14 protein-coding genes are annotated in these 16,022 nt (G+C 35.3%); 7 read left to right on the top strand and 7 right to left on the bottom strand.

All coding sequences use genetic code 11. The features are described from left to right. Window positions 1-183: 183 nt before the first annotated feature. Together KO464_00930 and KO464_00925 are read left to right on the top strand one after the other, a co-directional pair. Window positions 184-1,128, top strand: a complete 945-nt coding sequence (locus tag KO464_00930) for a hypothetical protein (protein MCC7571936.1) — start codon at window positions 184-186, stop codon at window positions 1,126-1,128. Window positions 1,129-1,196: 68 nt separating this feature from the next. Next, a complete protein-coding gene (locus KO464_00925; protein ID MCC7571935.1) occupies window positions 1,197-2,210 on the top strand; it encodes an AI-2E family transporter in 1,014 nt (337 codons plus the stop codon). Between the two features lie 10 nt (window positions 2,211-2,220). On the opposite strand, the gene KO464_00920 is transcribed toward KO464_00925, so the two are convergent. The 4 genes from KO464_00920 to ppsA all read right to left on the bottom strand — a co-directional run bounded on the left by KO464_00920 (window position 2,221) and on the right by ppsA (window position 7,036). Beyond that, complete coding sequence (locus tag KO464_00920) at window positions 2,221-2,580, bottom strand: hypothetical protein (GenBank protein ID MCC7571934.1); 360 nt, start codon at window positions 2,578-2,580, stop codon at window positions 2,221-2,223. 45 nt (window positions 2,581-2,625) lie between these two features. After that, window positions 2,626-3,819 carry an aminotransferase class I/II-fold pyridoxal phosphate-dependent enzyme gene (locus KO464_00915; GenBank protein MCC7571933.1) on the bottom strand — a complete coding sequence of 398 codons (1,194 nt, stop codon included), beginning with the start codon at window positions 3,817-3,819 and terminating at the stop codon, window positions 2,626-2,628. Between the two features lie 151 nt (window positions 3,820-3,970). Further along, complete coding sequence (locus KO464_00910; protein MCC7571932.1) at window positions 3,971-4,591, bottom strand: hypothetical protein; 621 nt, start codon at window positions 4,589-4,591, stop codon at window positions 3,971-3,973. A 3-nt stretch (window positions 4,592-4,594) separates the two neighbouring features. Then, the gene (gene ppsA, locus KO464_00905; GenBank protein ID MCC7571931.1) at window positions 4,595-7,036 is read right to left on the bottom strand and encodes a phosphoenolpyruvate synthase; all 2,442 of its coding nucleotides are present in this window, start codon (window positions 7,034-7,036) and stop codon (window positions 4,595-4,597) included. A gap of 150 nt (window positions 7,037-7,186) precedes the next feature. On the opposite strand from ppsA, the gene KO464_00900 reads away from it, so the two are divergent. Continuing rightward, window positions 7,187-8,527 carry a WD40 repeat domain-containing protein gene (locus KO464_00900; protein ID MCC7571930.1) on the top strand — a complete coding sequence of 447 codons (1,341 nt, stop codon included), beginning with the start codon at window positions 7,187-7,189 and terminating at the stop codon, window positions 8,525-8,527. Here KO464_00900 and KO464_00895 read toward each other — a convergent pair whose 3' ends face one another. Then, a complete protein-coding gene (locus KO464_00895) occupies window positions 8,528-10,150 on the bottom strand; it encodes a hypothetical protein (protein ID MCC7571929.1) in 1,623 nt (540 codons plus the stop codon). A 51-nt stretch (window positions 10,151-10,201) separates the two neighbouring features. On the opposite strand from KO464_00895, the gene KO464_00890 reads away from it, so the two are divergent. Beyond that, on the top strand, window positions 10,202-11,320 hold the full coding sequence (locus KO464_00890) for a hypothetical protein (protein MCC7571928.1): 1,119 nt from the start codon (window positions 10,202-10,204) through the stop codon (window positions 11,318-11,320). Here KO464_00890 and KO464_00885 read toward each other — a convergent pair. After that, window positions 11,317-12,363, bottom strand: coding sequence for a 4Fe-4S cluster-binding domain-containing protein (locus KO464_00885; GenBank protein ID MCC7571927.1), 1,047 nt, complete (start codon window positions 12,361-12,363; stop codon window positions 11,317-11,319). The two genes, KO464_00890 and KO464_00885, sit on opposite strands and share 4 nt — an antisense overlap. 85 nt (window positions 12,364-12,448) lie before the next feature. Between KO464_00885 and KO464_00880 the strand changes: the two genes are divergently transcribed. Then, window positions 12,449-13,564: a polyprenyl synthetase family protein gene (locus KO464_00880; GenBank protein ID MCC7571926.1), complete on the top strand. Its 1,116-nt coding sequence runs from the start codon at window positions 12,449-12,451 to the stop codon at window positions 13,562-13,564. 5 nt (window positions 13,565-13,569) lie between these two features. Here the strand turns inward: KO464_00880 and KO464_00875 are convergent, their stop codons facing one another. Further along, window positions 13,570-14,076, bottom strand: coding sequence for a KH domain-containing protein (locus tag KO464_00875; protein ID MCC7571925.1), 507 nt, complete (start codon window positions 14,074-14,076; stop codon window positions 13,570-13,572). Between the two features lie 165 nt (window positions 14,077-14,241). Between KO464_00875 and KO464_00870 the strand changes: the two genes are divergently transcribed. Beyond that, window positions 14,242-15,258: a homoserine dehydrogenase gene (locus KO464_00870; protein ID MCC7571924.1), complete on the top strand. Its 1,017-nt coding sequence runs from the start codon at window positions 14,242-14,244 to the stop codon at window positions 15,256-15,258. 11 nt (window positions 15,259-15,269) lie between these two features. Continuing rightward, on the top strand, window positions 15,270-16,022 hold the full coding sequence (locus KO464_00865) for a fumarylacetoacetate hydrolase family protein (protein ID MCC7571923.1): 753 nt from the start codon (window positions 15,270-15,272) through the stop codon (window positions 16,020-16,022).

Genomic DNA, 16,022 nt, shown 5'->3' with positions numbered 1-16,022 from the left:
GCGTTCTCAGCAGACAAGAGGCGATTTGGCTGGAAGATAGAGCAGAAGTTAACGGGCAGAATAAACTGCACCGTCTCATGCCTCGTGCTCTGGCACAATCTTTTGAAGCTAAATGCAGGTTAATTATGTCCCACAGCCTAATTAATCAAAACATTTATATATTTCTTAATCTTAACTTTTCCGATGAAACAAACTTACATAATTCTGATTTCTAGTATGGTGATATTATCACTTCTACTAGGCTGTGCACAAACTCCAAAAGAACAGAAGGATGAACATGGATGTATTACCTCTTCAGGTTATTCTTGGTGTAACGCTTTACAGAAATGTATTAAACCGCCGGAAGAATGCGTGCAGCCATATGGCAGTGACAGGGATGAACATGGATGCATTGGTAGTGCAGGGTACACATGGTGCGATATTAAACAGAGATGCATCAGACCATGGGAAGAAAATTGCTCTATTGTGATACATAAAGATGTACACGGCTGTTTGATTGATGATGGAGAAGAATGGTGTGCCTTAAAAAATAAATGTATCCGACCTTGGGAAGAGCATTGTACTGAATCACCTCCCATTGGAGGAGACAGAGACGCCCACGGATGCCTTATAGCAGCAGGATACCAGTGGTGCGAATACAAACAGAAATGCTATAGGTCTTGGGAAGAATCATGCACTCCAGATCCGCCAGCACCTCCAATAGGTGGGGACAGAGATGCACATGGATGCCTAATTGCAGCAGGATATGAGTGGTGTGAAGTCAAACAGAAATGTCTAAGGTCATGGGAAGAGTCATGTACTCAGACACAACCAATAGGCGGAGACAGAGACGCCCACGGATGCTTAATAGCAGCAGGATACCAGTGGTGTCAGTACACACAGAAATGTTACAGGTCTTTTGAAGAAACATGCAGTATCGGAGGGGATGTCGACGAGCACGGATGTAAAGAATCAGCAGGCTATACATGGTGTGAGGTCAAAAATAAGTGCATCAGAACCTGGGAAGAGTCATGCACAATTGGCGGCGACGTTGATGAGCACGGATGTCTAGTTGCATCAGGTTACCAATGGTGTGAAGGACTTAAAAAATGCATCAGACCTTGGGATGAAGAGTGCCCAACTGATTGATAATTCTAATTTTATTTTTATTTTTAATTTGGGCAACTCTTAAATACGGCCTTATAATATATTCCTTAATGGATAAACTTTCTTACATCAAGATAGCCATATCTATAGTTATCTTAGTATCGGGAATATATCTAGTCTACCCAATCATACCTGGATTAATTGGGGGTTTTGTGTTTGCATACACATTCCTTCCCATCTATAATAGAATATTTAGCAAAATAAAAAGAAACAATATATCTGCTGCATTCACAACTCTTTTCATATCCACCCCTATCTTAGTTGCATTACTCTATGCATTATTTAAGGCGCTCTCCGAACTTGATGTAGTGATTGAAATATTAAGAACTCAATCCTATATCTCGATTCTAAGCTTTTTTGGGATAAATATACCTGAATCTCCAGCTTATGAATTTATTCTCCAAACATTTTCACAGATAATAGATATAACAGCACTATTCTCAAAGACAATGAGTCAACTACCTTTGACATTATTAAACATGGTAATCCTTTTTCTAGCCCTCTATTACTTCTTAAGTGAAAGGGAATCTATTGAAGAATTTATCCGTAAAATAATGCCTACTTCATATCACAAAGACTTAATTGAAATACTACAACCTACAAAGAAAGTTATCGACGGATTAATTTATGGAAATATTATGAACGCTATGGTAACTGGATTACTTGCAATTATTGGATTTACACTGTTGGGCGTTCCTTATTCATTTCTATTTGGCCTTTTAGTCTTCCTTGCATCGTTACTCCCACTTATAGGCTCTTGGATAGTTTTTGTTCCATTGGCAGTTTACTATATCAATTTGGGAAATTATTTTAAGGGATTTGGCCTTTTAATTTATTGTGTGGTAGTACTCACTATTTTATACAATCATTATTTATATCCCAAATTTAGAGATAAAGAATCTGAACTACATCCCTTTATAATTCTGATAGGCCTATTTGGCGGATTCTACATGCTTGGGCCGATAGGGCTGCTTTATGGGCCCATTATCATTGGTCTGATTATAGGTGTTGCCGAAACTATTACTAAAGAAGCAACATCGAAAAGAAGATTTTTCAGATTTTAGATACAATATTCTATCTTCTGAATATGTATCTTGCAGGACTTCTGCCAAGTCCTATTTCAAACTTACAGCTCTTACAAACTTTGCCAATTGTCGTTGATCTACCAAATAGGTCTTGAGAAATAATATCCTGAAGGTCTTTTCCACAAAAGGGGCAGATCTTTATTTCTTTGCCCTTACGAGAATGGACCTGAACTCTTACACCATATTTTTTAGCAACTCTCCTTATCCTCTCTGCCGAGACTCTAACTTCATCATTATCAGATAGCTTTTTTCTTACCTTTTCAAAGAGTTCTTTTTGTGAGTGAATTACTATGTCTTCTCTTAGAACTTTCTTAATGGCATCGAGAATTTCTGGATCTGTAGCCCGCATATTATATATTAGAAATTTAAAATATAAATAATTATCTCTAAAAAATCATTTTTTAGTTTTCATGAAATCTTCAAGTCTCGAAAAAGCGTCTTCCATTGTTTCAACTGGAGGCAGAAAAACTGATCTAAAATGATCCTTTCCATAAGTGGGGCAAAATCCACTACCGTGGACCAAAAGAACTTTTTTCATTTTTAAAAATTCATATACGAACTCTTTATCATCCTTCCACCTGTTTTCTAGCTCAATTTTTGGAAAGATATAAAGTCCACCCATAGGTTTTGCCGTACTTATCCCTGGGATTTCATTTAATCTCTTATAAGCAAATTCGCTCCTCTGCTTTAACTTTGAGACCATTTCTACTAAGTATTTTTCACTACTCTTATAAGCTTCAATAGCCCCCACCTGGCATATTGAATTTGCAGAAATCCTTGCACGAAGTTCCTTCATTATCCCCTCTTTTATATCAAACAGGGTATCCCAGTTATAGAATGCCATATATCCAACCCTCCACCCCGGGGCAAGATAGATCTTTGAAATACCGTTGAATGTTATTATGGGAACCTCATCAGTCATGGAAGCCGGGCTCACAAAAGAATCTTTAAATGTGATTCTGTCATATATCTCATCAGAAATAATAAAGAGATCATGTTCAATAGCAATATCAAGTATCTCTTTTAGATTTTTTTTAGAATATGTTGCACCTGTGGGGTTATTTGGATTTATTATGACTATGCATTTTGTCCTATCTGTTATCTTAGATTTGAGGTCTTGAACGTCGATGTTCCAGTTCTCTTCTTCAATAGTCCTATATGGAATAGGAATTGCACCAAAATAATTTGCATATGCCGTATATGTTGGGTAACCTGGGCCTGGAACTAGCACTTCGTCCCCAGGCTCAAGTGTAGCACCAAAGACTAAATTGACACCTTCAGTTACGCCTGCAGTTATAACAACATCTTCTAGATATATCTTTCCGTTGTTTTTAGATTCTCTTTCGGCAATGACTCTTCTCAATTCTGTATTTCCAAGAGAATCCTCATATCCGTTAAAACTGCCTCTAGCCGCATTGATGATGGCATCTACCATAGGTTCTGGAGTTTTAAAGTCAAACTTTAATGGGTCTCCTATATTTAATTTTAGTATAGTGTCTCCTTTAGATTCAAGTTTTCTTGCATATTCAACTACATCTCGAATAGCATAACTTATCGTTGACGATCTTTCTGAAACATTCAATGTCATCACCTTCTATCCGGCTATTGAAGTTCAGTATAACCCTATTTAAGTTTATCTATTATATTAGGACATAATACTAAAAATTAAAACAAATTATAAAATTTGTTCTATATTATCTCTTATATTAAAATAATATAAATTCATTAAATACCTTATATCAATAGAGAAATAAATATAGGTAATACAATCCAATTAGTACCAGCATCAAGCCACTTGTCCTGTCTAATGACTTTGAGTATTTCTTAATAAAATCTTCAACCCGCTTTAATCCAAAAACTGAAGAAATTACAATAAGAGGCATGCCAACTAAGAAAGAGTAAATCAAAAGGGAAGCTATTGCTACCAATATATTTTTTTCTAGGGAAACTATTGATATTAATGATATCAAAAGTGGGGCGGCCCTTGCAATCGTTATTAATCCATATGAAATTCCATACGTATATGGAGTTGAACCGTAAAATTTTCTCTCTCTTTTTACTGATAGAATATAACTAATTTTTATTACTCTTAGAAGTATTAGCCCTATAGCAATAGATATTACTGCCCCTAATAAGAATCCTAATCTAGTATCTGAATTAAATATTGAAGAAACTCCAAAATTACCCAAAAGTCCAAGGGGTATAAATATTGTAGACACACCTAAAGAAAATAAAATAGCATTAAGTGGGGCTCGCACCCCCAAAACTTTTGGAAAAATAGGAATAATAAAAAAAAGATTTAAGGGGCATAATCCCGCTGTGACACCTAAAACGATTGACGAAACTAGCGATTCAAACATTACCTATATGAACCCCATCTCTTTTTCCTTTTCCCAAACGTTTAGTCTAGTCTTTATGACTGTGTCTGGATTCAAGCTTATTGAGTCTATCCCGCTTTCAACTAGGAAGGATGCAAACTCTGGGAAGTCTGACGGCGCTTGACCGCATATGCCTATTTTTTTGCTCTTTGATTTCACTACTTCAATTGCCTTTTTAATCAATCTTTTGACTGCAATGTTCCTTTCATCATAGATGCTTGAAACAATCTCTGAATCTCTATCGAGACCAAGGGCAAGTTGCGTAAGATCATTTGAACCAATAGAGAATCCATCAAATATCTCACAGAATTCGTCTGCGGCAAGAACATTTGAAGGGATTTCACACATCACATAAACTTCAAGGCCATTCTCGCCTTGGACTAGTCCAAACTCTTTCAAAGTGTTTATAACTTTTCTACCTTCAGCAGGCGTTCTACAAAATGGAACCATCAGCTTGATGTTATCCAGTCCAATCTCTTCTCTAGCCCTCTTAATGGCCTTACACTCAAGGGCAAAACCTTGCTTGAATTTTTCATCGTAGTATCTAGAAGCCCCTCTCCAACCGATCATTGGATTGCTTTCCTTAGGTTCATAGAACTTCCCACCAATAAGATTCTCATATTCATTGGATTTGAAGTCGCTTAGACGAAGAATGACGTCTTTAGGATAAAATGCTGCCCCAATCATTGATATGCCATATGTAAGCTTGTCAATATAGAAGTGAGTTTTTTCCGCGTATCCACCTGTTTTATCTTCTATCTGTTTTATAACTTCTGCAACAGCCATATCGTATCTTGCTTTTTCATTCAACTCTTCAAAGTTAACAAGGGCCATTGGGTGGATCCCTATGTAAGAATTAATAATAAACTCTTCTCTTGCTAATCCAACACCATCGTTTGGGATCTGTGACTGGTAGAATGCTTTTTCTGGTATTCCCACGTTCATCATTATCTTAGTTCTAGTTTCTGGAAGTTTCTGTATATCTATTTCTTCCACTTCATATTTTAGTAACCCATCATATACTGCACCTATCTCCCCTTCAGCGCAATTTACAGTAACTTTCTGTCCATCAGACAAAACTTCAGTTGAGTCATCAGTTCCAACGATGCACGGTATACCAAGTTCCCGTGACACTATAGCTGCATGGCAGGTTCTCCCACCTCTATTTGTCACAATAGCGCTTGCTTTTTTCATAACAGGTTCCCAATCTGGGTCTGTCATTTCTGTTACAAGGATTTCCCCCTCTCTGAAAAGAGAAATTTCCTTAGGGGTCCTTATGATATGGACCATTCCCTGCCCAATTAGATCTCCAACTGCTTGACCTGTCACAAGCTTTTTCCCTTTTTCTTTCAGGATGTAGGTCTTTATTGTATTGAAATCTCTTTGAGAATGAACAGTTTCAGGTCTTGCTTGCAGAATGTAAAGCTCCCCGTTAGTTCCATCCTTTGCCCATTCAATGTCCATGGGTGTCTGTTTACCTTTTTTGTTAGAATAGTGATCTTCTATTATTACCGCCCATCTGGCAAGTTTTAGGACATCTTCATCAGTTATTGAGAATTTGTTTCTTTCTTTTTCATCGACCCTTATATTTTTTGTACTTTCATTAGGGTCATCAGAATAAATCATTCTTCTCTGTTTCGATCCAAGTTTTTTATTGATGATTGATTTGTAACCTTTCTTTAAAGTAGGTTTAAAGACATAAAATTCATCGGGATTTACAGTACCCTGAACAATATTCTCACCAAGACCATAAATAGAAGTAACTAAAACTACATCTTTAAAACCAGACTCTGTATCAATAGTGAATATAACGCCACTTGACCCAGTATCACTTCTAGCCATTTTCTGAACGCCTATTGAGAGTTTGACTGAGAAATGGTCAAACCCCTTATCGTGTCTGTATGATATGGCTCTATTAGTAAATAGAGAAGCAAAACATTTTTTACATGATAAAATCAAGGCATCTGGGCCGGTAATGTTAAGAAAAGTTTCTTGTTGGCCTGCAAATGAAGCATCGGGAAGGTCTTCAGCAGTTGCGGACGACCTCACAGCAACATCCACATTTTTACCATATATTTCTTCTAACTTTCCATAAGCCTTAATAATTTCTTTCTTTAACTCATCAGGAAATTCTGCTTCAATTATGGCCTGTCTTATTTTTTCTCCCCGCGTTGCAAGATTTTCGTAAATGTTTGTGTCAAGGTCCTTTAGAATGTCCTTTATCTTTTTCTCTATCCCAGCATTCTTTAAAAAATAATCATAAGCATAAGATGTAATGGCAAATCCTTCAGGGATTTTAATCCCCTTGCTTTTAAGATTTCTTATCATCTCACCAAGAGAGGCATTCTTACCACCTACAAAAGGAATATCATCTATATCTATCTCTTCAAATAATAGGATTAATTTATTTTCCTTGTCTTGGGCCATAATTACACCTGAACTCCTTCTAAAATCAATCCTTAAAAAGTTTTGGATATTTATTTAAAATATAGGGCCTATATATTTTTTATAATATTTTTATTGACTCATTTACGAATAGTTTTAAATAAAAGAAAAAATAATCTGTTTCGTGGTCATATGAAATTTAAAATTATAGCCATATTAATTATTTTACTATTTTCAATTGGAACAATATCTTCCGCAATGTCTTTAGAATTTGAAAGTAAATCAATTCACAACGATGAATTTGATATACTAAACGTTATGGCAAGTGATCTAAATGGCGATGGAAATTATGAGATTCTTGCCTATACAGCCGGTAAGAAGTTTTTCTGTCTAGACGATAAAGGAACTCTCAAGTGGACTCTAGAATCAAATAATTCTTTTTCAATGATGAAAGTCATGGATATTCTTGATTCCCAAGGAAACGAAATTATCTTGGGAACAGAAAATAGAGTTGTTTCCCAAAAAGAGATATATAATGCATTAGTTTACTTCCTTGATTCTCAAGGAAATGAAATTGTGATCATACCTATTTTGGGATCAGTACTTGATGTAGATATAGGGGATGTCGACTCAAACGGAACCTATGAAACACTTGTTGGTGCTGACGATGGTAATGTCTATCTTTTTGATGAGGAACTTAATCTACTTTGGGACTACAAAACTAGAGGGTATAACTTTAGGTCTCTTATCGTGGATCTTAATGAAGACGGGATAAACGAAATCATGATCGTATCTTGGGACAATACTTACATGCTTGATGGTCTAGGAAAGCTTACTAAATCTTACACAACAAAACATATCCTAAGAGACCTTTATCTTGACCGATACAACAATATTATTCACGTATCCCGTTGGTTTAGAGAAGATTCTCAAAACTGGAAAGGAACAGTTGTCTACTCTTTAAACAGGAATTTAGTGTCAATGTGGGAATTTAGAACAGAAACTGAATCAAGCGCATCAGCACTTTTTGATGTAAATAACGATGGCAGAGATGAAGTAATTATTGCCGGTAACAATGGAGAAATAATAGTTCTTGACTCAAAAGGCGGATTTCTGAAAAGATTCGATCTGCCAGACAGAATATTCATGATTGACGTAATTAAGGAAGAAAATACTAACTATTTAGTTGCCGGATGCAAAGACAATAATCTTTATATTATTGATTATAACACTGGTAGCACTGAATATAAGTTCCAAACTCAAGGCTGGATTGAAACTTTTTACATAATTGATATCAATAAAGATGGCAAACAGGATATTATCGTTGGCTCCAATGATAATAGAATATACTTATTACTTCAAGAAAAAGAAATAGTTGAAACTCCAGAAGAAGAGAACAAATCAGTTGTTGATAAACCACCTGAAGTGGAGCAGCCGAAAGGCGAAACTAAAAATGTTCCATTTGAAGAAGTTGGAATTCTTGGGGGCACATTATTAGGTGCGATATATATTGCATTACGAAAAAGGAGATAATCATTCTCTCTTTTTTACACTTTTCTTTTTAATGCCGCCCTCTTTTCTTTCTCTTGGCGGTTTTATTCTTTCTTGACCCATTGCTACATCATTTCTTTTCTTGATAGTTGGTGCTTCTTCTCTTTTGATGGGCCGGCCATTTACATTACTAGTTTCCTGTTTTCTTTTTACAATATTCTTCTTAGGCCTTTTCTGTTGTATTTCCATGTTAGGAAGTTTTTGCCTTGCAGAATTTATTACTATTAAACTTGACAATAAAATTCCTACATATAAAAAGATATTAATAGAATTCTGGGCCAATCTAATCCTATCCGGAGTTAGGATGTATTCGCCAGCTATAAAAATTAGGGATTTCATAGGGCCCTCTTTTAGCACTGAAGTTACTTTAGATTTTACACTTACCTCTTCTTGAAACCCTTCAGTAGTTTGGCCTGCATTTACATTAAAAATTAATACATAGTCTCCAGGTTCATCAAATCTTGCTTTAAATTTAAGTTCTTTAGTTTCTCCAACATTTAGTGAACCACTCCATGATCCTTCAACAATGTTTCCAGATGAGCTCTGTAAATTGACTTTTAGATTATTTGCGTGAGCTCTGCCGGTATTTGCAAGAGTGAAAGGTATTTCGAATATATCTCCCTCTTCAGATTCAAGTTTTTTCGTGACTGTGAGGCTAACATTTGGGTTATATCCTACGATAGAAACTGATGGCTGATGGTAAATGTTTAACTTTACAGTATCCCTCGCTACATCGTTTACTTCAAAGATAAAATTGCTGATTCCTTTAAATGAGCGTTTTCTTATTGCATAATCTTGATTATCTACATTAATTGTTGCTGAAAGAGCCGAAGCATCTGAAATCTTAAAGTCCATGCCTCCGATATTACTCGTTTCTCCTTTTCTCAACGAGATCTCAGATTTTTCCAATGACTTCACGTTTGAGGGCGAATAAATTGTAAATCTTATACCATTATCTGTTTTGTTCATGACTCTTACCATGATTGAACCAAATGCAAGAATATCATCCGGTAACCCATATAGAGTTTTTGAATCTTGATTATCCCTAACGTTAACAATAAGTCTTTCCCCAGTGCTATTCACAATCACTGGGTATACTTTATCCCCCTCTCCAAAATAAAGTGAAAGTGGTGTATCGGTAAGCTCTCCTGAATAAACAAGATTCATGCCCCTCACAACATCTTTTTTCGTATAATTAATCTTGAAGTTTGCAGCACCACGGTCAAAGTAAATTGTAAATACAAATATTGCATCAAATTTAATATCTTCAAATTCATTACTCATTTCGATATCTCTGACCTTTACAATGTCAGGTACTACTACTGTTTTAATGACTTCATTTGTATACTTATGTTTCTGAAGTATATTAAGTTCTATAGTATTAATACAAGAAGTGCCCAGATATAGGTCTGGATCACAGACATCTACATCTACGAGCCTTATCTCGTAATTATAGATATCTCCTGATATGGTATAACTTTCGTTTTCTTTTTCATAAAGATGTATCATTATGGTTACTTCTTTTTTTTCATCAGCCGCTAATACGAAATTTATCGAGCATATTAGCATCAAGCAGGTAAAAACCGAGAAAAAACGTCTGTTCATTAAAAAAATATATGGGGTAACGCTTAAAAGACTTATTATATACTATCATTTATGATGAAGAAGGCCTTACCTTTACTGCTTATTTCCTTGATTTTGTTACCTTTGTATAGTGCAGCAGATGCCGATCCACAGGTAGAATTAACGTATCCTAAGGAAGTTGAGCCAGGTAAACTAATATTTATTGATGTAAACTTACATAATACGACTTCTGAGATGCTCTGGGACTTAAAAGGGGTAATCGAATTAAATGAAATCCCTTCTGATATTAGAAATTATGTAAAACTTATAGACGCCGAAAAAGAATTTGTGCCTGGGGATGGGGATCATACTATTAATGTGCAAGACAAGGCTAGTATAAGGCTATCAATCCAAATTGAAAATAATGCTGACGCCGGCACCTATAAAATACCCTTAAAGATTAAGGGGGAAATTGGAAATTGCCGACAAGGATGCAAACCTTATTTGCTTATGAAAGAAATTGAATTCAAAGTAATTAAAGAATTTCCTACTCTTAAAGTAGAATTATCTTCCCAACCAATAGAAGTCTTTCAGGGTCAGAGTATAAAGATCCCATTTAAGATATCAAACTATGGCGTTGGATACGGAAACAATATTAAATTAACTGTTCCTTCAACTAACAATTTTACAACATCTTTAGATGTAGAGTCAATTGGGCTAATGAGATCACAAGAGTCACGAAACGTCACATTAACAATAGCTGCAAAAGGCGACACTCCCGCTGGAAACTACAAGACTGATGTAATGGTTGAGTATTTTGATCCATATGGCAATAAGAGAGCCACTACTGAATCGATCTCTTTTACAATTAAAGATTCAGCTCTTGTAAAAGAAGCAGAGAACTATTATTCACAGGGAAACGAATACTTCACAAAGAAAAATTATCCAAAAGCTCTTGAAGAGTATGAAAAAGCAAAATTGGCATACCAAGAGCTTGGATTAACTGCCAAAGTCAGCGAAATTGATGCAAGGATAGAGCTTGTCAAAACAGAAATCGAATTAAAAAAATCAAACATATCTCCTTCAATGTACATAATATTTGGAGTGCTGCTTAGTGCAGTCACAATGGAATTTGGCGTACTACTTGGAACTTTGAATAGAAAACCAAAATCCCCAAAGTCATCTAGTATTCCTAAAAATGAGTTGATTTAAAGAGGGATGTATTCAGCTATAACTCTTTTATATATCGGGTATTCTTTTATTATTGCTGATTTTATCTTCTTTGATATTTCTTTATCCTCAGATATATCCTCTGCTATCGCCCAGTGGGTGAATACCTTGTTTTCCTGAACTTCATACATCTTTTTAGAAATATTAAGTTCCTCGTTAAGATAGTTTACTATTTCTTTTATGTCCCCTGATAGCTCACCTTTTACTATTAGGCAGTCTTCAATCTCCTCATAATATTTTTTTGTATTCTTTGCCCGTCTCTCCCATCTCCTCCTAAGTTGGATCGCATCCTTTAGAACAGAAGGGCAGAAATGGATCGATATCGGGAGATTTTTGTACTTCTCTAATAATTTCAGGGATAGATCTTTACTACCCTTTATCATACTTGTATCGTCATCAAAATCAAAACCCTTTTTAGAAAGATTCTCCCAATTTGTTTCTGTATATTCAAATTCATTCAAATTGACAAAAGAGAAGCCAACAGAAGATGCCGATTCAATTATCGAGCAAATTCTTTGAAAATCTCCTGGTATAACAGGGATCTCAATACCAAAACTATAATCCATATTAATAATGCTCTTTAGTCTGGATACTTCTTTTTCATTTTTAACGTGGAATCTAACTTCATCGACATATCCTTCTAGTTTGCATAGCTTTTTAGATGTTTTATCAGTACTGCCTGTATATAGATGGATATGGTGGTCACTATAATTTTCTTTGATTAGTTTAGCATAGTCAAGGCATTTGTCTATTTTTAGAAGAGGATCCCCCCCAGTAAAACTGATTCCTTTTGACCTACAGGCATTTATCTCTTCTAAAATATCTCCTTTTTTTTCTATTTTTCTCTCATTGATGTACGAGATATCCTTATCCTTTTTCTCATTCGATACGGGACAATAATAACAATTTACGTGGCAAATTCCAGTGACAAAAAGTACAGATTTCCTACCTTTAATACACAATTTGCAACCTTTCTGTAGCTTTCCGGTGTAAAATGAGTTAGCATCAGTTTTCTTTATTGGCATCTAAAATGATTTATTAATTTCCCTTTAAAAGCTATGTTCAAAACTTATTTAAACTAAAAATAAAAAATTTGTTAAAGGTGCAACAATGGACTTTGCTAAGGTCGCAGGCGAGCTCAAAAAAGATATAGAAGAAGAAATTAAAAAATTTTTTGAAGCAGAATTAAAATCTATTGATAATGATACTCTTTGTGATTTTTATAAAGATATAAGACATCACACGCTCCTTGGCGGAAAACGCCTTAGACCAATAATGTGTATAATGGCCTATTGTGGTTATTCAGACTATAATCCTAAAATTTTAAGAACATCTATAGCATTTGAGCTTCTTCATTCTTCTTCCCTTATACTTGACGACGCTATGGATGAAGACGTAGTAAGGCATGGAGAAAAAACATTCAATGCAATATATGCAGAAAAATTTTTGAAATCTACAAGATTTGACTTGAATCCCTATTATGAGGGTGGCAACTGGATTAAAAAAGATGGGCTTTCTCAACTACTTCTGATGCAAAGAGCAATCTCTAGATATTCTTACGCACTTTCAGTTTTGGGCTCTAACATACTTTATGCTTTAAGTGGGAAGGCAATAAGATCAAGTGGATTTGAGGATAAGATAGTTACTCAAGCAATGATAATGCAGAGAGAAATGTACAAAATATTAAACGAGGGCCAGTTATTAGATATTCTGATGGAACAAAAAGGTGGAAACGAAGACAAATATTTTGAAATGATAGACCACAAGACCGGTATCCTCTTTAAATACCCTTTAAAAATTGGCCTTCTTTTCACTGAGAAGGCAGATATCTGCTCATTAGATACTTACTCTATAAATCTTTCAAGAGCATTTCAAGTCCATGATGATATTCTTGGGGTCTTTGGAGAAGAAGGGACAACTGGAAAACCTGTTGACAGCGACATCAAAGAAGGAAAAAATACATTATTAGTAATTAAAACACTTGAATTAGCAGATGAAAATCAATTGAAGAAAGTTAAGGCCATTTTAGGAAACAGAAATGCTTCTTCTGAAGACATAGCCGAAATAAAAGACATAATGAAAATTTGCGGAGCTTTGGATTACTGTATTGAAAAGGAATCTAGATTAATCAAAGCAGCCAAAGAGTCTATAGATCCAAACATGAAAGACAAATCAAAAATATTTCTAACTGACCTTTGCGATTTTATAATAAAAAGAAAGTATTAGAAAAATTATTCAAATACAATATCAACATTCTCGCCCGTGATCAACAAAAGTATTTCTTTTACACTTTTTATTGCAATAGGAAGTTTTCGCTCAAATTCTTTTCCTAATCTGAGTCTTTTAATTATTGTTCCATCAGGCATGTAAACAATGTTTATACCATAAACTTTTGCAGGGTATAACAAGTCAGAAGCAACTTTTTTAACATCTTTGCTTTCTTCAATAACTCTTATCTTTTTATTTAATTTTTTACTTAATCCCCTTATTACATTGCCACCTTTGCCAATAATACTTCCTATCTCTCCTGCTTCGATGAGAATAATTATAAGACTGCCAACCTTAATACTTCTCTTGAACTTTACATCTTTAAGTCCTTTGTTTTCTTGAGAAAGCCTGTAAAGTTCTTTGGCTATTTCAAGGTCGTTGTCATTAAGTTCGCCATCTTTAATCTTTGCAGTACAACCTGGGCAGAGCATTCCGGTCTTCAAACAGATCTCACAAAAAGGTAGCTCCAAATCTTTTTCACCCTCTATAATATAGCTTTATCTCCCTATCTTAAGCCTTTTTAAAAAGGTTTCGGTATTCTTTTTTATTTCAAAAAATAAAATAATAACTTTCCCGAAACTTTTAAATAAAGAATAAGAATAGAGTATTCACTATATTTAAGAGGATGATTCATTATGAAGAAAGTACGTTTAGGAGTCGTTGGTTTCGGTATAGTTGGTAAAGGAGTTTGCAAAGTAATTAGAGACAGAGCGGAGCAATACAAAAAGAAATACGGCGTTGACGTCAGAATAGTTTGTGTTGCTGATATGATGAATTCTATCTACGATGAAAATGGAATTGATCTTGCCAAGCTAATGGACCATAATCAAGAAAGATCACTTATGATAAATTACCCTGATTCTTCAAAAGATAAAAAATGGAACGGGGAAGCTGCTGTAGAAAATATGGAAGCAGATATTGTCGTTGAAGTTACTCCAACAAATATCAAAGATGCCCAACCGGGATTAAATCATCTCCTTAAAGCCTTTGATAGAGGAATGCATGTAGTCACTTCAAACAAGGGACCTCTAGCACTTCACTATGATAAAGTAATCAAGGCTAAAGAGAAAAGTGGAAAGGAATTAAGATTCGAGGCAACTGTTGGAGGCACAATGCCCGTTTTAAACCTTGCCCAAGAAGCACTCAAAGGAAATGAAATTATCTCTGTAAAAGGTATACTAAACGGTACTACAAATTACATTCTTTCCAATATGGCATTTGAAGGGAAAAAGTTTGGTGATGCATTAAAGGAAGCACAAGAAAAGGGTTATGCCGAAGCAAATCCTGGCCAGGACATTGAAGGATGGGACGCAGCATGTAAAGCAACAATACTTTCAAACGCTCTAATGGGGAAATCAATGACTTTAAGTGATGTTAAAGTCAAGGGAATCACTGGCATAATGATGAAAGATGTTTTAGAGGCAAAGAAGAGCGGGAACATCATAAAACTACTGGTAGAGGTTACAGAGAAAGGTGCAAAAGTTGAGCCGACACCTGTTCCTCTAAACTCGCCATTAGCTGTAACAGGGACATTGAACGTTGCCGTCTTTGAAACAGATTTATCCCAAGATATAACAGTAATGGGGAGAGGCGCAGGACAAATAGAAACAGCCGCTGCAATAATGAGTGACGTGTTTGCTATTGTTAAGTAAAAGGTGAAATAATGAAGCTTCTGAGATACAGCTACAAAGATAAGGTAGAACAAGGAATTCTTGAGGACAATGTAATAAAAAAAATAAAAGGGGATTTCTTTTCCGGATTTGAAATAACTGAAAATGAAATTGATCCAAATTCTGTCAAGTTACTCTCTCCAACGATGCCTTCAAAGATTGTGGCTGTAGGTCTAAATTATGTTGACCATGCAAAGGAGCTTAAAATGGAAATTCCCAAAAATCCAATAATATTCATTAAGCCCGCAAGCACTGTCGTTGGACCTGAAGACCCGATAATATATCCTGAAACTTCAAATCAAGTCGATTACGAAGTTGAACTCGGGATAGTCATAGGCAGGAGAGCAAAGAATGTTGAAAAAGATGAAGCTGGGGATTATATATTAGGATACACAGTATTCAACGATGTCACTGCAAGAGATTTACAGAGGAAAGATATACAATGGACACGAGCGAAATCATATGATACATTTGCCCCAATAGGACCTCTTATTGAGACCAACATAGATCCATTTGACCTCCCAATATCACTTAAACTAAATGGAACTACAAAACAAAATTCTTCCACGAAGAACATGATATTCAATTGTTATGAATTACTCGAATTTATATCTGAGATAATGCCCCTTGAACCTGGAGATGTCATTGCAACTGGCACACCACCTGGAGTTGGTCCAATGAATAGGGGGGATACCGTAGAAGCTAAAATAGAAGGAATAGGAGTATTAAAAAATTACTTAATATGA

The sequence above is a fragment of the Methanofastidiosum sp. genome, from assembly GCA_020854815.1.
Classification (GTDB): Archaea; Methanobacteriota_B; Thermococci; order Methanofastidiosales; family Methanofastidiosaceae; genus Methanofastidiosum.
This window is presented reverse-complemented; position numbering and strand designations above follow the sequence as displayed.